Here is a 23,267-nt window from a genome sequence, read left to right on the forward strand (position 1 = left end):
ATTATTCATTTCAAACTCTAAACTCTCAACAAAATAGCTGAGTATTGGCCTCAAAGCTAACTCTTTATTCTAAACTGTTCATTCTAAATTCTGAAAAAAACTTCTGAGTCCTCGTTTTTGCCTTATCTGCGATCGCCTGATAACCCTCTAACCCTTTTCTCCTTTCCCCTTTTGGCCTTTAGCCATAATTTCTTTTTCCTAAAACTTCCCCCCTTGAGGGCTTGACATTTTTTAAAATCAATGATATAATTATAACAGCTTATTACTTAATAAATCCCAACTTAACCCCGTAAAGAGGCCTCCCATACAGAAAAACTCCTGCATAGTAGACCTCTTTATAGATGTTCCATTTAACCTCCCTAAATTCGGAAAAAACTAATTATTCATTTTAAACAGCTTATTTTCAAATCTTGAGGAAACTTCTCAATTAAAGAACAATCAAAATAATAATTACACCAAAACTCAGACACCTCTAATAACATAGGAACAGAAGCAGGAATTAACCCACTACCATAACTTGGCTCATAACGTACAACATATACCATAGCCAACTTATAAGCCCAGCTAGAAAAATCTTGTTCAACAAAACAGCGCAAAGCATAATCTAACTTAAGTAAATAACCACTACGAAAAAAACTTACAGTACTCCAATTAACCCTACCATAATGATTACTTTGTAAACCATCAATTCTTCTCAACAACTCCCAGAAAGAGTGCTTTTTTTCAGCAGTAGGATCTGCTAAATAATCCTCCATTTGAGCAACAGTATCAGAAATCAAATTAAGGCGAATTGACCATTCTTCTTGAGTAAATTCTTTATAACGTTTAACTTCATTCATCTCCTGCTGTAATTTTTTAGCAAGATGAAAAGCAAATAATTCTGCTGCTGTTTTATCTTGAATTAGACTTTTAAGACTTGTTAAACGAGTAGTAGGTATAGCAAAAATAAAATCTCCATTATTAAGTTGAGATACTACTTGAAGCCATTTTTTAATTTTGTTAGCTATTGCTTTATCAGTACATTTTTGTTTCATCAGAATATATTTTAATCTGCTTAAATAATAGTCATAAAAATATGCACAAATTAAAAGCCAGAAATTATCCCTGACCAAGTTTTAACACTGAACTATCTGTGCCTAATATTCAACTACTACAATTGTTTTATCGAAGTTTTCTAAGCATAAACAGGAATCTTTATTAAGCCCCACCATTGTAAGTTCCATGCACCTTACCATCTAACCAAAGTTCTTGTAAATGTCCCAATACCTCTTCAGAAAGATCAGGCAACATAGTCACAGAAGCATTATCGCGAATATGTTCAGGGCTAGATGAACCTGGAATAACCGAAGTCACCGTTTTATTGTTCAAAATATATTTTAAGCCTATAGTCCACATTGGTAAGTTAGTATTTTTGACGATCGGTTTAATATGATCCACCATTTCCATTTGTTTAGCCACCCAATCATGAGAAGTCCATAAGCCCCGCCAGTCTCCTTCAGGAAACTTATGAGAAGATGTCCAATTACTCACCAATGCACCAGAACTAAACGGACAGCGTGCTATTATCCCCACCTGATGTTTTTTAGCCATCGGCAAGAGAGTATATTCTGGCTCCTGTTCCAAAACATTATAAACAGCCATTACCACATCTATCCGTCCTGCTTCGATATGACTATTCGCTTCAGAAGCACGCCGGTCCCCCACTGATACCCCGATAGCTCTAATTTTTCCCTGTTCTTTTAGCTTGACCATCGCCTCATACCATTCCGTGCGATCGCCCCAAGCCACATTCCAAGTATGCAGAAATAAAATATCAATGCATTCTCGCCGTAAATTTCTAAGTGTGGTCTCGCAACATTTATTTATCCAAGCAGGGGAAAAATAATCATCAATATTATCTTGAGGTTTTGGTGACCATTCATCACATTGAGGAGGTATTTTACTAGAAATAACCACAGATGGATATCTCTGTAATACCTTTCCCACAACCTGTTCACAATAGCCATTTCCGTATTCTAAAGCCGTATCAAAATAATCAATACCCGCCTCTATTGCCACCTCGATCCCCCGACAATATTCAGCCTCCGTTTTTTTCCCCCACACATCCCCTGACATTTGCCAAGTACCCAAGCCAACCTCACTAATTTTGATATCCGTATTTCCCAACTGACGTTTTTTCATATTTACTGGCAAATTTTGAAGAAAAAAAAGCTCGACTAAAATTATCAGGGAACAAAAAGCAATTATTAAACCAGTTTTACGGTTATTAAAAAAGATCAGCTTATTATAACCTGCTATAGTCCCAGTCTTGAGTCATCAGGATTTTCTGTTTGTTTATTATTTAGCTTAAGCTTACTCAAGACTTACCCAGAAAAGCAACTCTAATATTTACCTCCTACAGATAGGGTCTTATCCAGTAGTTATTTATATCCTATCTCATAGTAGAATTATTTACATATTTTATCATTATTCTTTAATTAAGTCAAGACTGAGAATTACTTAACTCATTATATTTTTCACAAATTGCTTTTACCACTAACTGTTGTACCTGATAACAACTAACTACCTGAGAGAGTGGTAGACGCCTTAGTAACCACCAACCTTTTAAATTACAGTCCTCTTTGTGGGGATCGAAATGACCTTTTAACCAGCCATCCTCAGTTTCCTCATCCATTAATTGTAACCGAAAGTGATTCCAAATATTTTCAGCTACATCCTCCAACCTCTCCGAAGGGTTTTCTACTTCTGGCTTCGTAACAGCTAACCAACATTCAGGCTCTTTTGTATCTGGGACATGAGGATCATTGCATCCTATCCAATTCCAAACAAACGCTATATAATCTAATCGTTCTATGGGACAATCTTCTATAGCCGTATCTGCGGGGATCTTCTGGGAATTTACATAAAAACGACCATACCATTGTGGAACCCAAAGATATATAGGATAAACCTTTTTCTCATAAATATCATAATCTTGGGAAATCGCAAAAAGTCCATTACGAATGGGTTCTAATTTTACTCCATATTCCCGCGCCTTAAATTGTGCATCTAAGAATTGGTAAAGTTCCTTAATCTGTTTTTGATATCCTACGACTTGCCAATAGCTATCTATTAAATTATTTAATTCATCTGTTTTAATCAGCATATTAATCCTGGATAATATATAGTTAATTTAGCATTTCTATATCACCCAGACGAGACAATTTATTACAGAATTATCCCACAAGATACATGAGACTCTGCACAATTTTCCCATTTACCAATTCATAATTTTTGACTTGATTTTGCCCAATCAATTACATTCTTTAAGTAACTATATTATAACTAGCCTCAGCAATAACTTAATTAATTAATCAGAATTATATAGGGCGAACCAATTAAAAAAGAGCCGGTGAGGAGACTCGAACTCCTGACCGTTCGATTACAAGTCGAGTGCTCTACCAACTGAGCTACACCGGCAACGTTTTTTAATATAGCAAAAGTAGAGCTATTTTGGCAACCCCTATTTCATTTTTAATTATATTTTTTTTAAATAGCTTAATAAATCGGCCATTTCTTGCTCACTAGGTTGAAATTGCGGCATAGGTGGTGTTTGGCCACTAACTACTTGTTTAATAATTGCCAAGTCCGACTTATGTTGGGATACTCCCTCTAACCTTGGTCCAACCTGACTATCCATAGATGATTTGTGACAACCTGCACAATTGATCTGAAAAATATCTTCACCTTTTATGGGGTCTGCCTCAAGAGACAATACATCTTTGCTATAAGGATCAGACACTTGAGATGGCTCAACTCCTAGAAATATAAATAAGATTACTAGAAGAACAGCAGAACCAACTAAGCTGATCCACTGCAGCGGGACTTCTTTTTTGATTTCAGCAAGTTGGTTATCCAAAATCTTTTAGAGCTCAAAAATTATTTACAGAAAAATTTAAAGTTTAATATTGATTTGTACATCTTAACAGATGTAATATTTTCAGTGGTAATACTTTGATTGAAAGTTAAATATTTTTTGAAAGTCCTAAGTCTATAACAATATTCTTCTAAAATAGCTTTATATTTTTATGTTTAAGGAAGAAAAAGACAGTTAGTTTTCTCAAGTGCTAACTTTATGAGAGATTAGTACAAGTTGATGCCGAGCTAGAATCAAAACTCTAATGTTCTCTGCTCATACTGTAGTGCCAAGTTCTCTTTCCCCGGTTATCTAAAGTTTTTATCCTAGCAAACTATTTTTCCTCACCTCTGTCTTTGTTGAATTTTCTTGAATTGTTTAATGCCCAAAATGTAGAGGTTAGAACCTGCCTCCCCCAAGAGAAATATTGTCACAACAATAATGTTTACCTGAAAAAAAGAACTAGACTCACCATCTCAAGACAAAGTACAGGTTTTGATCAAATTGATCGTTAGTTTAACTTTAATCCACTATATTATTGATCAATAACAAACAAAAATTTCATCAAAGGAGTTAGCTTCGTGGTAGAACCATTACTTTCTGGAGTAGTACTAGGTCTAATCCTCGTAACATTGTCAGGACTATTTTTTGCAGCTTACCAACAATACAAGCGAGGTAACCAATTAAATGGTTAAATATTAAGGAGCAATAGTTAACCAAAACCAAAAATACAAAACTTTTTAAAGTTACTAATATGTCATTATGTAGCTTTAAAAAGCTTACCTTAAAAAATTTAGTTAGCCCTTGACAAAAGCTCTATATTGAGGTATTGAAATCACAATTATAACTTGTTTAAAAAGGAAAAACTAAAAGCTATTACTTATATATGACTATTTCTAAGTTAAGGGACATAAAAGAAAGGAAACCATTCTTGTTACAGTGCTGGGAGTGAGTAAGCAACATACTCCAAATTATCAACCAGTGTAATATGGGTTTTGTCCTCAAAGACCAAGACAATACATGTAAAAACCATCACTTTTATCCCTCAGTGATAGTATACATATTCAAGACGTAGAGATGGAAAGAAAGTTAAGTTTTTCCATAAATTTATCTATGCTCAGTTCTGAAAAAGACGAAAGAAAGTCAAAGCTGTATTGCCATAGACTTTCTGCCGACAAATTTCTAAATTGGGAATAGATTTAACTGGCCATATTTTGGGACAATGTTCTACTGCTAGCTCGCTGGTTAGCCCTAGAAGTTGATATTGAGCGATCGCCTCCAATACTGGTTGATATAAATTACTAGTATAGGGGGGATCAAAATAAATCAAATCAAACTTCTGGCCCACTAAAACTTTTAACCGTTTTAAAACATCTCCCCGCAAAACCTGAAATTCCTGGGATGAACTAGCCACCAGTTGCCAATTTTGGCGAATTAAAGTACAAGCAGGGCTATATTGTTCCATAGCGATCGCTATGGATGCTCCTCTACATAAAGCTTCTGCTCCCATAGAACCTACACCAGCACATATATCGAGCCATCGACATCCATCTATATTATTTTGCCAGATATTAAAGACTGCTTCTCGCACCTTAGCCAAAGTTGGTCGAATTTCCATTCCTGGTAAAGTTTTTAACTGACGGTTACCATATATTCTTAAATTCATATCAAAAATTCACCTCAAAAATTCATCTCAAAGACTTATCTTAAAAAAAAAAGAAGTACCAGGATATCAAATTAAAAATTAAATTAAAAATTAAATTAAAAATAATAGTCATTTCACTATAGCTTGCTAATTAAATATCAAGCCATTTACTGATATTTACAAATACCTTTTTAAAAGTCTAATAAAGTGTAATTTTTTCAGTACCTAAAGCTAATACATATTAATATCAACAGCAGAATAATTGCCCAAAAATCAAGGGCAAATATATCTGACTACTTTCTAATTAATTCCCATTTAGACCTAAGTAAGTTCCATGAAATGTTCCCACCTATTTCTGAGTTCTAACTTCACTGCTCAGACTTTTTCAGCAAGCCTTAACTAGCTAAAGCCAAATTTTTAGGGATAACTTTACTAACAAAATTTGACAAAATTTTTAATCCGGCAGTAGAAGATTTTTCTGGGTGAAATTGTACTGCTATTAAATTATCTTTTCCTACTGCTGCAGTAACAGTTTGATGACCATGGGTGACAGTTGCTGCTGTAACTTGAGAGTCTGTAGGATCAACATAATAAGAATGAACAAAATATACCCAGGGTTGAGAACCTATTTCACTCCACAAAAGATGTTCTGGTTGAGTAAATTGTAATTTATTCCAACCCATTTGTGGAATTGTCAGGCCAGGTTCAGATTTAAACCGACATACTTTTCCAGCAAATATTCCTAAGCCTGGTTCTTGACCTTCTTCGCTACTTTCAAATAATATTTGTAAACCTAAACATATACCTAAAAATGGTTTTCCAGAAGCAATAACTTGTTTAATAGGTATTTCTAAGTTGCGTGTTCTTAAATGTTGTACTGCTGGATCGAAAGACCCTACCCCTGGTAAAATCACTGCATCAGCCTTGTCTATTTCTATTGAAGAATCTGTAATTTTTGGAGTTGCTCCTGCTTTTTCTAAGCCTTTACAAACGGAGTGCAAGTTACCCATATCGTAATCTATAACTGCAATAGTTGACATATATTCATTATCCTAATTTTATATTTAGTAACTTTAATATTATATGTAAAAAATTACCATAATTGAAAGGATTTACACTTTTTATAATTTGGTGATAATTCACAGATAAAATTAAAGTTTTACTCATATAATTTAATATTTAGAAACCTAAAAATAAATGTAATTATTCTGAGAAATTATTAAATATGATATTTTCCCAAAAATCAACTAATTACTGTCTAAATTTCATAAAAAAGTTGGCTATTGATTAATAAATTGTGATTTCTTAATCAAATAGCACAAATTAATCTCAATAGAATTATTGATTCTAGGATGAAATAAATATTCCTGACTGGTCCTCACTTAATCAGTAAAATTACTAATAAATTAATGAGAGGTCAAATGTCAAGAAAAAATAAAAGTTAGCAAAAAAAAATTAATCTGAGAACTATTGACAAAAATTTTATATCTTTGCTATTATTCAAATTAATAAAGTATAAAATTTTAGAACCTATAGTCATTAGTTGGCTGCTGTCTCATCCATGGTAGATATATCAAGTTTATTTGTGTATCCAATCTTTGTAAGTAATCTCTAGCATAAATATATAATTATTTATTTAGGTAAATAGTTCAAAAGAATAATAATTTTTAAGATAGTTATTTCCAACTATGATATGAGCAAATAAGTTTTTAAGTTTCTACTTAACTAAAAATATCATAATTCTTTATCTAAAAGAAAAGTAACTACAAATGAGATGAAAGCAATAAGTGTAATATATGGCAATCTACCATTGATAAGACATTAGCTTAGCTGAGGAAACTTAATATAATGTTTGCTCAGTTTGAGTGGTTCTAATTTGATAAAATTTTATGCCGAAAAACATACCAATATTATTAGTAATTTTGGAGTGATATTACAGCTAATTTCGGGCATAAGATGTACGGCTGTATTTAGAGAAAATTATGCATTGCGGGAATCTTGCTAGGGTGAGGGTATTCATAAAGTTGAAATATCCTGTATTTGTCACTCTCAATATATATTTTTTTGGTAATTGTCTATCAAGAGATGGGAGTTTTTTTTATTTATACACTATTAAAAATAGATATCTAATATTCCCATATGTAAGTATTCAGTTATTAGCAGTCAGCTCTCAGTTTTTCCCAGCATAACCTTGTAAAAAACATGGATAAAAGTAATAAATTACTAAGTTTAGCTGATCGTCTTTTTCGTGTTGGACTTTTAATTTTTTTTGGAGGCTCATTCTTCCTTTTAGCTGATAGCTGATAGTTGATAGCTGAATACTTACCCAATATAGATAAATATAAATAAATATCAATAAATTGAAAATTAGCAAATGATAGATAAAATACCTGAGTTTAAAAATCAAAAACTTCTTCAACAAGCTCTAACCCATCGTTCCTATTTAAACGAAAATTATGGAGATGAGGAAGACAACGAAAGTCTAGAATTTATCGGCGATGCTTTACTAGGTTTCTTAGTAGGAGAATTGCTATATAGAAGATACAAAGAAGAGCATAATCTCAAACCCAAAGAACTTACTCGGATCCGTTCACTTTTAGTAGATGAAAAACAATTAGCAAAGTTCGCAGTTCAATTGGGAATTGGTGCAAAAATGCGCTTAGGTAAAGGTGCGGAAAAAGATGGTGGAAGGAAAAATCCAGCTTTACTAAGTGACACTTTTGAAGCAATAATTGGAGCCTATTTTTTGGACTCAAATTTAACGAAAGTTAAACCTTTTATTAAAAGGCTTTTTGAACCTGTTGCAGATAATATAATTTTGCCTAATTATGGTGATAATTCACAACCAAAAGATTTAGTAGATACTAAGGGTAAATTTCAACAGTGGGCACTCGCAAAATTTGGAGAAAATCCTAGATATGAATCTAATAATGGAGAAGGTTTAGATCATGCTAAAATATTTACTGCGGAAGTTAGAGTTAGAGGAAAATTATATGGTGTTGGTAAAGGAAATCGTAAACAAGAAGCAGAAAAAAGTGCGGCAGAAAAAGCTCTGAAAAAAGTAGGGTTAATTTGATTGAATAAGGAAAAACTAATTTGGATAATTTCCTAGATTCATTTTTTTGAAGAGCTTAATTTTTTATTTGGGCAAGTCAGCCAATAAATTTTTATTTAAAAAGATTTAACTTAAAAAAAAGCTGATAACTCAATACTAATTGATATAAATAATTTTGAAATCTTAACTTTTGAGTTTCAACTTAAAATTACCAAAGAAATAAAGTTAATCTTTTACTCTTTCAACAGAATAAAAAAAACGAAATTTGGGATTTTTAGGTCTCCCTATTACTGGAAGTACTGTTGCCCTACGCGATATGAAAAGCCCAGTTCCTCCTCCAGGAAGCTAACCAATAAATGATAATTGATACTGATAACTGAAATGACGGATCAGCCAAGCTCCCGCAAAGAACTATATGCTCGTATTCGCGAAATAGGCCGGGAAGAATTTCTCCTCGAAGAAATGACTCGCTATGGCTTTTGGCCAGAAGGTGAAGAAATGCCTCTAGACCCTGTCGATGAAATTCAGCGTCGTGGGGAACTAGAACAACAACTGAAAAAACTTCGCCAAGAAAATGCCCACCTTTTTAACTTAAAGAAACTGGGTCAAGAAGCTTACAAACAAAGATTAGTTGAGTCACGTCGCAAACAACAAGAAACTAAAGAACTTCGGGAAAGAGAAAGACAAGAACGCGCTAAAGCATGGCAAGAAAAAAAAGAAAATGACATTATTTATCTAGGGGAAGAGATATCTGGAGGACTGAATAATGTTGAAGGGAATATCTTTCGTCTCGAAATTTACAACCTCCCTATCCTTAATACTGCCCAAGATATAGCTAATGCTATGGATATTACTGTGGGAGAACTTAGGTTTCTGGCATTTTCCCGCCCTACTTCTACAGTTTCCCACTACATCCGTTTCAAAATTCCTAAGAAAACAGGGGGAGAAAGGCAAATATCTGCTCCGATGCCACGTTTGAAAAATGTTCAAACTTGGATACTTGATAATATTCTCTGTAATGTTCCCCTCCATGAAGCAGTTCATGGTTTCCGTGCCGGACATTCTATTCTTACTAATGCTGAACCTCATGTGGCTAAAGATGTAATTATTAATTTTGACCTAAAAAATTTTTTTCCCTCTATTTGTTACAAGCGTGTCAAAGGATTATTTTTTTCATTGGGTTACTCTGAAGCTGCTGCTACTATTTTTGCTCTTCTTTGTACTGAACCTAATGTCGTAGTAGTAGAGTTAGACGGACAGGTTTATTATGTAGCTCAGAGCGATCGCCACTTACCTCAAGGTTCTCCTGCTAGTCCAGCAATTACTAATATTATGTGTCGTCGCTTGGATAAACGTCTAAGTGAAATGGCAGCCAAACTTGATTTTGTTTATACTCGTTATGCTGATGACTTGACTTTTTCTAGTTCTGGAGATAGTCTCCGACACATTTGCAATGTTTTCCGACGTACTGAGTCTATTGTTAGTCATGAAGGGTTTACTGTAAATAGAGAAAAGACCAGACTTCTTCGGGGCAAGTCTAGTCAACTTGAAGTTACTGGTGTTGTGGTGAATGAATTTCCGAATATTTCTCGCAAAGAGTTGAAGAGGTTTCGGGCAACTTTATATCAGATAGAAAAGGACGGACCTCAAGGGAAAAGGTGGGGTCATAGTGATAATGTGATAGCTGCAATAGAAGGTTTTGCTAATTTTGTGGCGATGGTCAACCCGGAAAAAGGTAGGGAGTTAGTGAGGCGGGTGAAACAAATTAAGGAAAAATATACTGGGAGAAGGAGGCGATCGACGAAAATTTTGGAGCACGATGGTACTTAGTTTACACCAGTTTAAGTTGTAATATTTTGCTGGCAGTTAAGACTCAAGAGTCAGGAGTCAAAATTTCAGAGGTTTTCAGTTAAAATTTTTAGTGAAAGATACAATTAAAATATAGCCAAGTTTTTGAGAATTGGTATAAGACTTTTAAGTTAATTTTTATTTAATCTTCTGTATTAACGAACCAAGGAGAATTAGTTTGAATTGCTCAATATTACCGAAAGTCTCTCCAAGTGGCTAAAGACTTTACAAAAACGTTGATACTGAAAGAAAAAAGGCAGCAACAGATGGTTAAAAAATGTTTGCTCAAATGTGTTTTGAGTAAGCAAAGAAAGACTATCTAAAATTTAAAATGAAGCCGGTCATCTTATATATTTATCTTAGTTAGGAATAGAAAACCAATGCTATTAAAACTATCGTTACCTTAGTTTAGGGTAATTCTCCAAGTATTCCCGAAAAACCATACCATTTTAGTTTGCTTGCTCCTGGGTATTTCATCATGAATTAGGATACTTCTGGTAAAACCGCCACAGTTTAGGAGTTCTAGTCTCAGACACGGAATTGTATGTGGGAACGAAGTCAGTCCTTGAGTCCTCATCTGTTTAGAGGTAAGAAAAGAGTACACTTGAAGGCTCAAGAATTAAGGATATTCCAATAAGCAAAAGCCTAGCCTTATAGCTGGGATACCCAGGCTTGGGAAGGTATTGGAGGTATTAGTCTTAGTTGAAATTACTTACAACGGCTAAAACCCAGCTATTAGCAAAAGTGGGATCTATTACTATGGGCGAACCCTTAAGCGTATATCCAGTATCAGAAGCCATGAGGGGCAAAACTCTCATTTATGGCGCATAAAGGAGGGAAGTAAGGGGATGCAATCTCCCCCATTGACTCTATGATAAATATCCATTGGTAAGGGTAGGAGTAAAGATTAGGGAGAGACTTTGCATCAAGGCGCGCCTAGTATATAATAGTGGGAATTACAGAGGATGTAGTTGAAAGAATTGCCCCTTAATTTTCTGCCCTTGTCTCTCACAAAACTCACATGCTCAACTATGGGAACTATGGGAAGAAAAAAGCTCGCAATTTTTTCCCAGATGCAAAGGCTAAAGTCTTGATATGTAAATGCTTTTAGATTTAGTCAGTAAGCCCTAATTAATTAAAGATGGATGGATACTTACTAATTATCCTGATTTGATTGAATAGACCTCTTCAAAAACTAAGTTTTTACTTAGGTATTTCAAGGGTTTGAGATTAATTATCTCATAGATATAATATAGAAAATAAAACTCTATTCTGCAAAATGGGTGTTTCACATATAGTATTTGTATTTAACACCCCAATTAAATTTTGAATCCATTTTTGATTAATCGTATCTCTTTCTATATTCAATCCAATATTTTTTCTTGATAGTGAAGTTTCTACTTAAAGCTATGATTTGAGAACTGATAACTGATAGAGTTATTTCCTATATATCCTTGTCTAAAAAGTTAGATAACTTTCCTGAATTGATCTAAATATTAGCTAGAATGTAACTGATGGCCATAGATTTGTTTAATTTCTGTATTATGATATTTCAAGAATAATGAAGTAAATTTACAATAGGAGGTGAGTCCCATGTTAAAGGAACAGAATCACAACCTCAAGGTTGTTAAACTAACAGAAGGAATATTAGTCCGTACTCAACTAAAAAATGCTTATATTCCTGCGCTGCGTTCTGGATTTGCCGGATACCCAGTCAATCCTCGTTGGAGTGGGGTCAAGTTTTGGGCCTGGAAGACAGGGAAACAATGGCGAAAAGCTTTATTAAATGGAGAGATGGTAGTGCGTTCGACTGACTCAATATTAGTATCTGTCGATCAACTTCCAGACTCGGAAAAAGATTCTGATGCTGTAGAGTGGCTCTCTCAAAATTCATTTCTAGATAACTTACTTAAGCGAGAAAAATTGACAGTTTGACAGTTTAATTATTTAACTATTTTGTTAAGTTGTTTAGAATAGCTGATTTTATGGTTTTGTAACAATACAACCTAATGCTTCAAAAAAAACCTTATTACCCCGTAGAAACAAGAAAAATTATCTGCGGGGTAATATCATTTTCAGATAGACTGGAACTCCCAGAGGCTTTAAATTGAGTTTAGGTGGTAAAAAAGCTAGTCTAAATAGAATGGCAAGTCTTCTACAAGGATTTATGCCACTAAAATTAAAATACTCTAGAAGATTATCAGTAAAAGAGTATAGAATCAAAGAAAAATTATAGTTACACGTATGGAGTATTGAATAAAATATTTGGCAGCTAAAAATAAGTGTTTACGGATATCTACCCCAACTTACCTATGATTATGATAGAGTTAACATGAATGGGTTCCCTCGTATTGATGGGAAAATCAGAATCAACATTGAGGCGCTGGGATTAATTATAGAGGGAAATTAGTAGGGAACTTGAAAGTTCAATAGAAATTAACGATACTTATTTAAAATTATATATACATCTACATAGCGATACTGTAGCAGTATGGGTAATGAGTGAAAAGTATGTGAATAAGTCGCTTTAGCTTTCTGGGGATTTGAAGCCTGGGTCGTAGATAAGTAGAAAGACTGCGGCCTAGTGACATAAAGGTGAAACACCGAAGCTAGCTCCAAAACTTATAGGATCACGCTTATGTAAGTTTGGGTAAGTTTAGTCAAACGAAAATGTTCCCTCGGAAACCAAAGATATTATGATGAAAATAATTTAGAAATCGTTTTAAGCTCTTTACTTGGAATGCTATATGGAAGTTATGGAAAGAAATTGAGGTATTTTACCTCAACTCCTTTCCCCAGACTATAGCAGATCCGCTCCTGAATGCATTACCTTTTTCAAGTTCTTCTCTAGCTCTTCTGCCTTAACTTCAAAAATTATGCTTCTATCTAAACCAGATTTAGTCTTAGGTATTATTGTGCTAACTCAGGCTCTTTATCTGCTACAATTTATTCTTCAGGTAATCCGAGCATTGATTTGTACATTTTGATATAACCTTGAGCTGACTTATCCCAGCTAAAGTTCTCTCTCATGCCACGCTTCTGTAACTCCTGCCATTGATCTTTGAACCGGAAACCTTCATAGGCTCGGACCATTGCAGTAAGCAGGTCTAGTGGTTCATAGCGATCAAAAGAATAGCCAGTACCTACATTATTAATAGGATCATAGAAAGAGACAGTATCAACTAACCCACCTGTGCGACGGACAATAGGTATACTACCATAACGCATTGCCAATAACTGACTAATACCACAAGGCTCAAATCGACTGGGCATTAAGAAAGCATCAGTACCTGCATATATTCGTCGGGAAAGGGCATCATTATGTAAAAGTTGGACACTCATCCGACCAGGATAACGACTTGCTATTTGCCACATTTGGGTTTCATAGAAGCGATCGCCTGTACCCAACAAAATAAACTGAGTATCAGTATAAGCCATAAACCGATCTAAGACTTGCAGCATTAAATCAAGTCCTTTTTGTTCTACCAGTCGGGAGACCATTCCCATGAGAAAGCTATTTTTGTTAACTTCAAAACCTACTTCTTCTTGAAGAGCAATTTTATTGTCAACCCGTTTTTCCAGGGTATTGACATCATAAGTTTGAGGAATATATCTGTCATTAGCTGGATTATAAAAGTTCATATCAATACCATTGAGGATACCGTGTAGTTTCCCCGTAATAAAAGACATTAAACCATCTAGATTTTCTCCGTAGGCAGGTGTTTGGATCTGACTAGCATAGGTTGGAGAAACAGTAGTTACCCGATCTGCAAACTGAACTGCTGCTGCCATTGTATTATGCCCTTCCATGTACCAAGGACACCAAGTAATTCTTTCCAAGTACCAGCGCCAAGGTCCTTGATAAGCTAGGTTATGAATAGTAAATACGGTTTTAATGTCTGGAGTTTCGTGCATCCAAACTGGAATCATGCCAGTGTGCCAGTCATTACAATGAACTATCTCTGGTTTCCAGCCATTCCAGCAAAACTCGGCCGCCCCATTAGCAAATAGAGTGAATCTCCAGTCCTCATCATCTCCATAGTAAATATGACGTGGCCAAAAAGCCGGGTGACCAAATAGGTACAATGGCACGTCACTTTTTGGTAGTACCGTCTCATAAATCTTAAAGTTTTGATACATGGCCGTTCCTTCCCAGATAGGTTCCTCAGGAACTTCCATCTTGTCGCCTAAAAAGCCATAATAAGGCATGAAGATACGAACATCGTGACCCATTTTCCGTAGTACTTTGGGTAAGGCACCCACTACATCTGCCATACCACCAACTTTTGCTAAAGGAGTCGCTTCAGCAGACACAAATAAAATTCGCATAATTTTTGAGTTTGCGTTCCCTTTTTAATTTTAAATATCGTCATCATAGTTTATAAAAATATAGTCACATAAAATATATCTTTATTTTGCAGGTGTTATCCTGGCTGGTTTAACTACAACACCCTCACTCCCATAGTTAAAGACATAAGGGAGCTGTTTTTATTATGATTTTCTCTGAACTGTTCACATCAGCATTTGTTGCTCTTTTGCTTACGGTACAGTTAGATTCGTCTTTTTAGTCTTTTTTTTCCAAAAAAAGTACTTTGATTGTTTTTACCTTTTTTTGTCAACTGGAATAGTATTTTTATCTATAAAAATTACTTTAAAGATATTATCCTGCTTCTAGTCTAGATTATGGCCAATTATCTTAGTATGGGCATACCTATAGCTGAATTCAGAACTCAGAAATTAGAACTCAGAAGTTAGAAGTTAGACTTCAGAGGTTAAATTCTTTGTTTTGCTTGTTCCCTATCACCCCATCATTCCTATTCTCTCCAAAAATCCGAATCTTTTATCCCAAAAATTTAGTTAAATCAAATTCGGCTTCTGCCTGAGGTTTCTGATATCTTTCAGAAATTAAAACTAATAAAAGACGCTCTGAATAATTTACTGCACCTCGCAGTTCATCTTGTAATATTTCCAATCCCCCATTAGCATACTCTTCAAATATTTTAATCCGATTTTCCTCTATTTCTTCATTAGTTTGGGAGAGAATTTTTGTATCTCTTGTGTCGGCGATCGCAATTAATTTAATAATATTTTCATATCCCCTAGACCAAAACACCTCAATATTAATTGGCCCTGGTTCTCTTATAGAAATTTCTGTCACTGGAATTCGCTTTTTTTTCTTAATAGCTAAAGATGCAGCAAATACTATTACATCTGCATAGGTTTTAAATGGGCCTGTTTTTCCTTCTGATTCAGTTAAAGCTTTAACTAAATCTGCTTTATCTTTAGCAATTCTAATTCTGTTCATAACTCAAAAAATTAAGGTAGTGATTAAGAACTAATTCTGACCATAAAGAGATCGATAAAAAGCAATATTTAATTACCTTTTTTTATTGCTATTTTCGAGCCATCTAAATAAATATAAAACCTTAATTATACATTATTTTAATTCGTTTAAACCTTAATAAAAGTACCAAACAATTAGGGAACTAATATTCGCTTCCTGAGGATTTTCTCTAATATTAGTGAGTGAGAAAAATGTACAAACAAAACATACTGCAACTATTACAAACAATCATATTCTTGATTACTCCCTGTCACTAACATACTTTTTCATAAAAGTCTATTTTAGCATTACTAAAATTAAATATTTATAGCAATTTCACAAAAAATATAGAAGATTACTCAAAACTTTATTTCTTAAGTAATAAGTAAGTAATAGTAGTTTTTTTTTACGATTATATACTTGTAAATACCTCTTAATATCTACGCTTTTTTCTTCCTTATTAACAAATCCAACAAGTCTAGTCACAACCAGAAAGTTAAAAACCTCCCCTTATGAAATATTCCTACTCCTTACTCTCTTTTCTTCTGTCCATAACAACATAGTTTTATTATCAAAATTTCCTTTACTTGCTCGCTTTTTATCTTGTTCTAATCTAACTCTACCATGAGAAATACCATAACTTCTTAGTAAAGCATCTACTACTTCTAATAAATCTGCTATTTCTATTACTAAATCAGCGTTATTTGCTGCAGCAGCTTCTTGAGCTTCTTCAATAAGTTTCTGTCGTAGCGCTTGCTGATATTCTATTTCTGATAGAGTTACAGTTTCACATTCTATACCACTTTTAAGGATAATTTCTGGGATGCGATCGCGGACTAATTTATTATATTCTTGACGCATAATTATATTGCCTTATTCAGTAAGTTTTGTTTATTAATTAAACTAACACAAACCATTATATATAAAATATATAGCAATTATATAAAACGGTTATAAAAATTAAAAAACTCAAAATAAACTTTGAAACTCTTGCTCATTGCCCTCATTGCCCGTTGCCCCAAACCCTCAAAAACGCCAATATTTTGGACAACATAAATATAGGATAGCTATCTACCAATTGCTAAAAATATGCTTATTCTCAAGTCAATGTTCCGTGGTTTATTTGTAACAAAGGTTCATCAGAACTATAATGTTTTATTAAACAGACTTTGGATTGCATCGAATTTATGTTTGTTTTTTTCTTTATAATGTTTAGTATTATTTCCCTTATTCAAAATTAATTTTATTTATGACCAAAAAATCAGGTCTCAAGTCTCTGAATTAAGCGTTCGGTACTGATAACTGTTTAACTACAGGAGATGAAAAGGGAAGCTCCGACCCAAGAAGGCTAACTCATAACTGAAATAACCAGGTATTTGCTATGACTAAAAATATCATAAAATTTATAGAAAATTTAGGAAAAATTTTATCTCTATTGCTGCTAGTTTCGACTCTAGCTTCTTGCGCCATTAACACTGGTATAGTTACCAATTCAGATAGTATTTACCAATATAGAACTATTCATAATTATGAAGGTATTGGCAAATTTTATCTAGGTCGAGAAATTGCTAAAGTAATGGGGCATGAAGGCGCAGGATGGTTAGAAAGAGATAGTAGAACTTATCAAGAAAAACCTGAAAGTGCTATTAATAATCTTGAATTAAAATCAACAGATATCGTGGCAGATATTGGTGCTGGTACTGGCTATTTTACTTTTAGGATGAGTCCTTTAGTTCCAGAGGGAAAGGTACTAGCAATAGATATACAGCCAGAGATGTTAGAGTTAATTAATTTTGTTAATCATGAGGAAAATATTACTAATGTTGAGACAATTTTAGGTGATGTAGATAATCCAAAGATACCGCCATCTAGTGTTGATATTGCCTTGTTAGTTGATACTTATCATGAGTTTGAATATCCACGAGAAATGATGTTAGGAATAGTTGAGGGATTGAAACCTGGTGGGCGAGTAGTTTTATTGGAATATCGGAGTGAAAATCCAATGATTATGATTAAGGGTTTACACAAAATGAGTGAAAAACAGGTAAAAAAAGAAATGAAAGCTGTTGGTTTGATTTGGCAAGATACTAGAGATTTTTTACCACAACAGCATTTTTTAGTGTTTAAAAAGCCTGATATTTCTTTGTGAAACTAAGGTTAAGAATAATACTAAGTTAATACTATTAGATAATTCAAGAAAAACTACTATAGCAATCTTATTTGAATTCTGAGAATTTGTAGATTTTTGGTAACAAATAATAGGGCAGAGGATAGATATAAAAACTATATCTGATTAATATAAAAAGGGTGATGTTCTAGATTTTAAGAAATAGTCAAATTATCCTATTTAATTCATGATACCCTTATGAGCAAATCTCATAAATTTTTAATCAGGTCTTTTCGGGTATATGTGTAAGCCACTAAGATAAAAAATTTCTATTGTCTAACTTTCACATTTTATATGTCAGGTTTTAGGTATCAGGTGTCAGGTTTCAGGTGTTAGGTATTAGTTTTAAAAATCAATAAATTGATAGCATATTACTACCAAATATATTGATTTTAGCCCGTTAAATATCAATAACTTTTTACTTCAATTCACTTTCAATTATTTCTAATAACCTGAAACCTGAAATCACCAAACCTTAAACATTAAACCTACTAAAACTTAATATATAAATGAGTGCTAATGGTTAGTTATTATATGATTAAAAATCATTATTATCTACCTCAAGTAATTCTGTATATTCAAACTCATTTGGACTACGTTTTACCAAAGGATAAGATTTACCACCTAACTCAATAGCATCTTCCTCACAATCTGATTTTGGAGAATTATAAGAAAGCACATATTCCCTGCCAATATAATCAGCCATTTCCTCAGCAACTTCACCTCGCCATTGAGTCTTAGTTACTAATACAACTAATTGATTTGCTAATTGAGGAATTATTTTAGCAATTTTTCGCCGATAAATCTCATCTAAACTCCCAAAAGGAGAATCCATTACAATAGGAAAAGTACTACTGTCAGGACCCATTAAAGTATTTTTTTTACTCCACTCTCTTACCTGATCAATAATGCTACCAATAAATGCCAAACTGAGGATTTGATTCTCTCCTGTAGAAGCAGCAACTAAGTCATTTTTACTACTAGTATTTTCTACTAAAGTTAACTCATAGTTTTTATTTAGCTGAGGAATATAAGGAGTAAAAGAAATTTCAGAAAATAACTCTTGTACCCGTTTTTCTAAAGAAATTCTAAATTGTTTTTCTAAACGTAAACGTACTTCGTTTAGCCTCTCAATAGCATCCTGAGTAGCAGCAATTCGTCTTTGAGATAAAACTTGCCTTAACTCATTCATAGTTTGGCGATCGACTTGTTTATCTAAAACCTTAATTTCTTTATGTAAAGTTTCTAACTGTAGACTATTTGAACCAGTTTCTCTATTTAAATTTCCCACCTTAATTTCAATTTCATCTAACCTTTTTTGTAACTCCTGAATATCCTCATCTGGATAAGAGCGTAATTTTTTTTGAACTATTTCCAATTCATTTTCCACCCCTGAAAGCTGATAACGTAATTGTTCTATATTTCCTTGTTGTCTATCAACTTCATCCCAAAAATCTACAATTTGCTTATCAACTTCATCCATTTGTACAGTCATTCTAATTGCAGTTTCTTCAACATCAGCAACCTCTACTTTTTGCATCCATTTTTCTACTAATTTTCTCCCATTAGAATCTATAGTTAATTCAGTGCCACAAATACAACGTTGTTTTTCTAATAACTGTTGAACAAACTGCCGATTAATTCCTGTAAGTAACTCACCTTTTTCCTTTAAATGACTAAATAATTCTCGAAATTCTACTATTGCTTCTGATAAAAAAACCATATAACCACGAGTTGATATAGCTCTTTTTAAACTCTGATTTGCTTGTACTATTTGTTCTTTTATTTCCCCAATACGAACCTTTAATTTGTCTCTTTGTTGAGGCAATCCTTCTGCACCTTTAAAATCTAACAAACGACTATTAATTTCTTTTTTAAATTTTCCATGATGTTGTAATTCTTGATCTATTTCTTGTTGGCGTTTTGATAATTTATAAATTTCCTGTTCAATTTTACTTTTTTCTTTCAAGAACTTTTTAGTCTCTGGATTCCCAATCAATCTTAAATCAGTTTCTAGGGATTTTTTAGCTTCCCCTAAATGTCTAACAGAACGATTTAATACTTCAATTCCTAATAATTCCTTAGTAGCTTCTGCAATTTCACTTTTTTGGTTATCCCTAACAATATATTCAATTCTTTCACCGTCAAAAAAGAAATATCGATGTAAACTTTCTGGCAGAATTCTACCAATAATATCATCAGGATGTTCTGGTGGTGGAGACCAACGTCCATCATCTCCAGCTATCTGCATATATAGCTCACTTTTGCCATGTTCAATTTTATTTTCTTCGTTTCTATAAGCTCGACATAAACGCTTTGCTTGATAACGTTTATGATTATGTTCAAATATAATTTCTACCCAACAAGCAATAGCTTTACCCGCTTTTGCTTCTGTAATTGCTCGTTTATTTACCAATTGAGTTTCTGCAGCAAAAGCTGCACTAAATTTCTCATAAAGTACCCAGGTAAAAGCATTCATGATAGTAGTTTTACCGGCACCATTGTTGCCATGAATAATTGTCGTATTTTGTTTCCCTGAAGCACAAATTATTTCTGGAGTTTTGCCATAAAACTGGCGAAAGTTACACAATATAATTGACACTAATTTCATTGTACTGCTTCCTTAATAATTTTGAGAATATCATCATTAATTCGAGGAGTTTTTTTATAAAGCCTGTCTTTTTCTAGTTGTAATACTCGGCCAATGATATACTTTACTTCTGGAGGTGCAGTAGTAATTGGTTCTTGAATATTATTTAGCTTACTTTGACTTTGAGCATTGTATGTTGAATGCTTCTCTGAAAAAATATTTGATATGTTTATGATTCCTTTGTCTGAGTATTTTGAAGTCATTTGAATTTTAATAATAAGTAATACCTCATGTTCTTTATGTACCAAATTTTTATCAAAGATGGCTACATATCATGCTCAAAAACTAAATCACACAATTTTTTAAAATATTTAGTGTAGCCTAAGTTAGGAGTTATATATGTGTAGCAATATTCACAATAAAATTCCTTTCATTCTCACAAGCCTAACTGCAAAAATCACTACTTGTACACTACTACCCCTAAATTAATGAAATTGGAATCATTATACTGGGTTGCTAAGTATTAGTGGTAAGTATTACAGCACTTTTCAGATTTATGAGCCATACCTTCATAACCAAAAGAAAATCCTGTAGAGGCATTTTCCTGTAGAATACTATGTAAACATATTGAACAAAAAAAGGGCCATTTACTCTTATTCAAATCTACTGAAATGAAAACTGCTGTATGTATATAAGTGGTAGGTATTATGTACATTGTTTTCAACAACAAATTTGGCTAAGGTTAAGAAATAGTATTTATAGGGTTAATTTAATTGAATACATTCAAGTTTTGTTAACAGATTTTAATTTGTATTGGCATAAAAAAGCTGGCTTCCTAATATACTAAAATCTTAATTGTAAAATTTTAGTAGCGGGAAAAATCAGGTGATAACTGAATAAATACAGCAAAAAACAAGCACTTAGAAAAGTTGATAGGTTTTATCCTTTATCAAATATTTACTTTAACTATGTTTATCTATCGGGTTTTTAACTATTGTCTATAATTTGGTATGATATACAATTATCTCCTATTATCTATTTATTTTATGTTACTAGTATATAGAAAAATAGCTAACATCAGAAAAAATACATTGGATAAACTGACTACTTATCTGGTTCTTAAACAAACAGATAGTAATATAAAATTTGAATGTATGATTTAAATGTATCAGGAATAATATCGAATCATAACCCACTCCCAAGAGGGAAAATATTGCTCTATTTACCCTGTTTGCAGCGCAAATTTGCCCGGCACCCGAAATTTATACCTTTGAACCCATTCCGTCAATTTTCCATAGCCTGCTTTTCAATGGAGAACTCTAGGACTTCAAAGGGAAACTTTTAATTGCAGTCTGGCTGACAAAACAAAGCAAGCTACTTTTACCTATGATTCTAATATGTCAGTAATTTCTAGACGGTTGGCAGAGCTTGAGTCAGAAAACCTGATGGCTAATTGTTATTTACTCTTAATGCTTATTCTGGTGGAGTTAATTTACTAATCTTTACTCCGCCAGCCTACGATAATAGTTGCAATGATCCCATTCTTGTTAGTAGGTTAGGTATGGTTTTCTTGAGCTAACTATCAAACTGTGATATGTAGCTGATAGCTCCTTATTATCAACTATTGAAACTAAGGGTCAGGCTTATTCAGTAGTCTTAGCTTTCAACAACAACGATCATAATTATTGAATTTTGGGAATAGTAAGAATACTTTTTCCCAGTATGAATTCACTAGTCTTCGTTCCTGATGGTACTACTATCATTAGTGGTAGCGACGATCATAGAATCAGATTTTACTAAGTATCATAGCTTGTTGCTCTCAGGAAATAGTTACCCCACAACAACCTTTAGAAGATATATAATTTTACTCCCCACAACATTGTACTAAAATAAGAACGGCTATAACCAATACTAAAAAAATTACCCAATGACACAATCAAATTTGCCAAAACAACAAAATTCTCCCATTATCTCTATCTTACTCTGGCTATTATCAGCAACATATATCTACATTCTCCTACTTTCACCCCAAGATCAACTACTTCCTAACGGACCAATTTGGGCGGTTCAACCTGAAACTATTAAAGAAGTCATTGAGGTATCTATCAATTTTTTCTTCATTCTTCCCATCTTTAATGTTATTGGTATAAAATATATGGAAGCACCGATCGTACATCCTTGGTTAGAAAGTTTATTCAACTTTGCTGAAGCTTGGATATTTATGTTTCTTCCCCTCCTGCTTGTCGATCGCCGTGGTGGAGAACTTCCAAAAATCTTGATTTGGAGTATGGCAATGTTCCTTACCAATACTTTCTTACTACCATACATGGCTTGGCGCAGCACTGCAACTGAACTTCCTATAGAGGAACAAATGAGTAAAGGTTTACTGGCGAAAATATTCGGTGTTGTCGGATTAATTATAGGCAGCATCGCTATAGTCTGGGGAATTTTCGCTAGACCAGAATTTGGCGATATCGCTACTAGGGGAAAATTTTTTATACAAAACTTTCAGAGCGATCGCCTCACCATTGCCTTTTGTGTAGATGTAATTTTATTTGCCATTTTTCAAGCAGTATTAATAGGAAATATTGAACCGCCAGAAAGTGGCAAACGTTGGTTAAGATTTATACCATTTTGGGGATTAGCTGTTTGGCTAATTTTGTAGAAGTTTTGCTTCTATATTGTGTCTCCCATTTTTAGTAGATTTAGGAAGTAGGTACTTGGGCAAAAAAGAGGTACAGTTT

At 33.5% G+C, this 23,267-nt stretch carries 17 protein-coding genes and 1 tRNA gene; 6 read left to right on the forward strand and 12 right to left on the reverse strand.

Features of this window, described 5'->3' with window-relative positions; genetic code table 11:
• Positions 1 to 383 precede the first annotated feature (383 nt).
• From TERY_RS10140 to TERY_RS10160, 5 genes are all read right to left on the reverse strand, one after another.
• Positions 384 to 1,034: a hypothetical protein gene (locus TERY_RS10140; RefSeq protein ID WP_011611741.1), complete on the reverse strand. Its 651-nt coding sequence runs from the start codon at positions 1,032 to 1,034 to the stop codon at positions 384 to 386.
• Positions 1,035 to 1,197: 163 nt separating this feature from the next.
• Entirely contained in the window at positions 1,198 to 2,181 is a 984-nt protein-coding gene (locus tag TERY_RS10145; RefSeq protein ID WP_011611742.1) for an aldo/keto reductase, read from the reverse strand.
• A 301-nt stretch (positions 2,182 to 2,482) separates the two neighbouring features.
• Complete coding sequence (locus tag TERY_RS10150) at positions 2,483 to 3,145, reverse strand: hypothetical protein (protein ID WP_011611743.1); 663 nt, start codon at positions 3,143 to 3,145, stop codon at positions 2,483 to 2,485.
• Between the two features lie 241 nt (positions 3,146 to 3,386).
• Positions 3,387 to 3,459 (reverse strand) — tRNA-Thr (locus TERY_RS10155).
• A 58-nt stretch (positions 3,460 to 3,517) separates the two neighbouring features.
• On the reverse strand, positions 3,518 to 3,898 hold the full coding sequence (locus TERY_RS10160; protein ID WP_044136696.1) for a c-type cytochrome: 381 nt from the start codon (positions 3,896 to 3,898) through the stop codon (positions 3,518 to 3,520).
• Positions 3,899 to 4,476: 578 nt separating this feature from the next.
• Here TERY_RS10160 and petG point away from each other — a divergent pair.
• A complete protein-coding gene (gene petG, locus TERY_RS27800; RefSeq protein ID WP_011611745.1) occupies positions 4,477 to 4,590 on the forward strand; it encodes a cytochrome b6-f complex subunit V in 114 nt (37 codons plus the stop codon).
• A 422-nt stretch (positions 4,591 to 5,012) separates the two neighbouring features.
• Here petG and rsmD read toward each other — a convergent pair whose 3' ends face one another.
• Together rsmD and hisH are read right to left on the reverse strand one after the other, a co-directional pair.
• Complete coding sequence (gene rsmD, locus TERY_RS10165) at positions 5,013 to 5,561, reverse strand: 16S rRNA (guanine(966)-N(2))-methyltransferase RsmD (RefSeq protein ID WP_011611746.1); 549 nt, start codon at positions 5,559 to 5,561, stop codon at positions 5,013 to 5,015.
• 374 nt (positions 5,562 to 5,935) lie between these two features.
• Positions 5,936 to 6,580, reverse strand: coding sequence for an imidazole glycerol phosphate synthase subunit HisH (gene hisH / locus TERY_RS10170; RefSeq protein WP_011611747.1), 645 nt, complete (start codon positions 6,578 to 6,580; stop codon positions 5,936 to 5,938).
• Positions 6,581 to 7,914: 1,334 nt separating this feature from the next.
• On the opposite strand from hisH, the gene rnc reads away from it, so the two are divergent.
• The 3 genes from rnc (at position 7,915) to TERY_RS10185 (ending at position 12,378) form a co-directional block, all read left to right on the forward strand.
• Positions 7,915 to 8,616 (forward strand): ribonuclease III, encoded by a 702-nt coding sequence (gene rnc / locus TERY_RS10175; RefSeq protein WP_011611748.1) that lies wholly within the window; start codon positions 7,915 to 7,917, stop codon positions 8,614 to 8,616.
• Between the two features lie 360 nt (positions 8,617 to 8,976).
• On the forward strand, positions 8,977 to 10,425 hold the full coding sequence (locus TERY_RS10180; RefSeq protein ID WP_011611749.1) for a reverse transcriptase domain-containing protein: 1,449 nt from the start codon (positions 8,977 to 8,979) through the stop codon (positions 10,423 to 10,425).
• 1,611 nt (positions 10,426 to 12,036) lie between these two features.
• On the forward strand, positions 12,037 to 12,378 hold the full coding sequence (locus TERY_RS10185) for a hypothetical protein (protein WP_011611750.1): 342 nt from the start codon (positions 12,037 to 12,039) through the stop codon (positions 12,376 to 12,378).
• A gap of 1,011 nt (positions 12,379 to 13,389) precedes the next feature.
• Here the strand turns inward: TERY_RS10185 and glgA are convergent.
• The 3 genes from glgA to TERY_RS10200 all read right to left on the reverse strand — a co-directional run bounded on the left by glgA (position 13,390) and on the right by TERY_RS10200 (position 16,627).
• Positions 13,390 to 14,772 (reverse strand): glycogen synthase GlgA, encoded by a 1,383-nt coding sequence (glgA, locus tag TERY_RS10190; RefSeq protein ID WP_011611751.1) that lies wholly within the window; start codon positions 14,770 to 14,772, stop codon positions 13,390 to 13,392.
• 511 nt (positions 14,773 to 15,283) lie between these two features.
• Complete coding sequence (locus tag TERY_RS10195) at positions 15,284 to 15,748, reverse strand: DNA phosphorothioation-associated protein 4 (RefSeq protein WP_011611752.1); 465 nt, start codon at positions 15,746 to 15,748, stop codon at positions 15,284 to 15,286.
• A gap of 528 nt (positions 15,749 to 16,276) precedes the next feature.
• Positions 16,277 to 16,627 carry a nucleoside triphosphate pyrophosphohydrolase gene (locus tag TERY_RS10200; protein WP_011611753.1) on the reverse strand — a complete coding sequence of 117 codons (351 nt, stop codon included), beginning with the start codon at positions 16,625 to 16,627 and terminating at the stop codon, positions 16,277 to 16,279.
• Positions 16,628 to 17,147: 520 nt separating this feature from the next.
• Here TERY_RS10200 and TERY_RS10205 point away from each other — a divergent pair.
• Positions 17,148 to 17,915 carry a methyltransferase domain-containing protein gene (locus TERY_RS10205; RefSeq protein ID WP_011611754.1) on the forward strand — a complete coding sequence of 256 codons (768 nt, stop codon included), beginning with the start codon at positions 17,148 to 17,150 and terminating at the stop codon, positions 17,913 to 17,915.
• Between the two features lie 556 nt (positions 17,916 to 18,471).
• Here TERY_RS10205 and TERY_RS10210 read toward each other — a convergent pair.
• On the reverse strand, positions 18,472 to 20,544 hold the full coding sequence (locus tag TERY_RS10210) for an AAA family ATPase (protein WP_011611755.1): 2,073 nt from the start codon (positions 20,542 to 20,544) through the stop codon (positions 18,472 to 18,474).
• On the reverse strand, positions 20,541 to 20,786 hold the full coding sequence (locus TERY_RS10215; protein WP_044136698.1) for a hypothetical protein: 246 nt from the start codon (positions 20,784 to 20,786) through the stop codon (positions 20,541 to 20,543). The genes TERY_RS10210 and TERY_RS10215 overlap by 4 nt, the downstream gene beginning before the upstream one ends.
• A 1,664-nt stretch (positions 20,787 to 22,450) precedes the next feature.
• On the opposite strand from TERY_RS10215, the gene TERY_RS10220 reads away from it, so the two are divergent.
• Positions 22,451 to 23,188: a hypothetical protein gene (locus tag TERY_RS10220; protein WP_011611757.1), complete on the forward strand. Its 738-nt coding sequence runs from the start codon at positions 22,451 to 22,453 to the stop codon at positions 23,186 to 23,188.
• Positions 23,189 to 23,267: the final 79 nt, after the last annotated feature.

The sequence above is a fragment of the Trichodesmium erythraeum IMS101 genome (assembly GCF_000014265.1).
In the GTDB taxonomy this organism is placed as follows: domain Bacteria; phylum Cyanobacteriota; class Cyanobacteriia; order Cyanobacteriales; family Microcoleaceae; genus Trichodesmium; species Trichodesmium erythraeum.

Coding starts and splice junctions, on each gene's coding strand:
- TERY_RS10210 (WP_011611755.1), bottom strand. CDS start 20,544: ATGAAATTAGTGTCAATTATATTGTGTAACTTTCGCCAGTTTTATGGC.
- TERY_RS10140 (WP_011611741.1), bottom strand. CDS start 1,034: ATGAAACAAAAATGTACTGATAAAGCAATAGCTAACAAAATTAAAAAA.
- TERY_RS10205 (WP_011611754.1), top strand. CDS start 17,148: ATGACTAAAAATATCATAAAATTTATAGAAAATTTAGGAAAAATTTTA.
- TERY_RS10220 (WP_011611757.1), top strand. CDS start 22,451: ATGACACAATCAAATTTGCCAAAACAACAAAATTCTCCCATTATCTCT.
- TERY_RS10215 (WP_044136698.1), bottom strand. CDS start 20,786: ATGACTTCAAAATACTCAGACAAAGGAATCATAAACATATCAAATATT.
- TERY_RS10185 (WP_011611750.1), top strand. CDS start 12,037: ATGTTAAAGGAACAGAATCACAACCTCAAGGTTGTTAAACTAACAGAA.
- rsmD (WP_011611746.1), bottom strand. CDS start 5,561: ATGAATTTAAGAATATATGGTAACCGTCAGTTAAAAACTTTACCAGGA.
- TERY_RS10150 (WP_011611743.1), bottom strand. CDS start 3,145: ATGCTGATTAAAACAGATGAATTAAATAATTTAATAGATAGCTATTGG.
- hisH (WP_011611747.1), bottom strand. CDS start 6,580: ATGTCAACTATTGCAGTTATAGATTACGATATGGGTAACTTGCACTCC.
- TERY_RS10180 (WP_011611749.1), top strand. CDS start 8,977: ATGACGGATCAGCCAAGCTCCCGCAAAGAACTATATGCTCGTATTCGC.
- glgA (WP_011611751.1), bottom strand. CDS start 14,772: ATGCGAATTTTATTTGTGTCTGCTGAAGCGACTCCTTTAGCAAAAGTT.
- TERY_RS10200 (WP_011611753.1), bottom strand. CDS start 16,627: ATGCGTCAAGAATATAATAAATTAGTCCGCGATCGCATCCCAGAAATT.
- rnc (WP_011611748.1), top strand. CDS start 7,915: ATGATAGATAAAATACCTGAGTTTAAAAATCAAAAACTTCTTCAACAA.
- TERY_RS10145 (WP_011611742.1), bottom strand. CDS start 2,181: ATGAAAAAACGTCAGTTGGGAAATACGGATATCAAAATTAGTGAGGTT.
- TERY_RS10195 (WP_011611752.1), bottom strand. CDS start 15,748: ATGAACAGAATTAGAATTGCTAAAGATAAAGCAGATTTAGTTAAAGCT.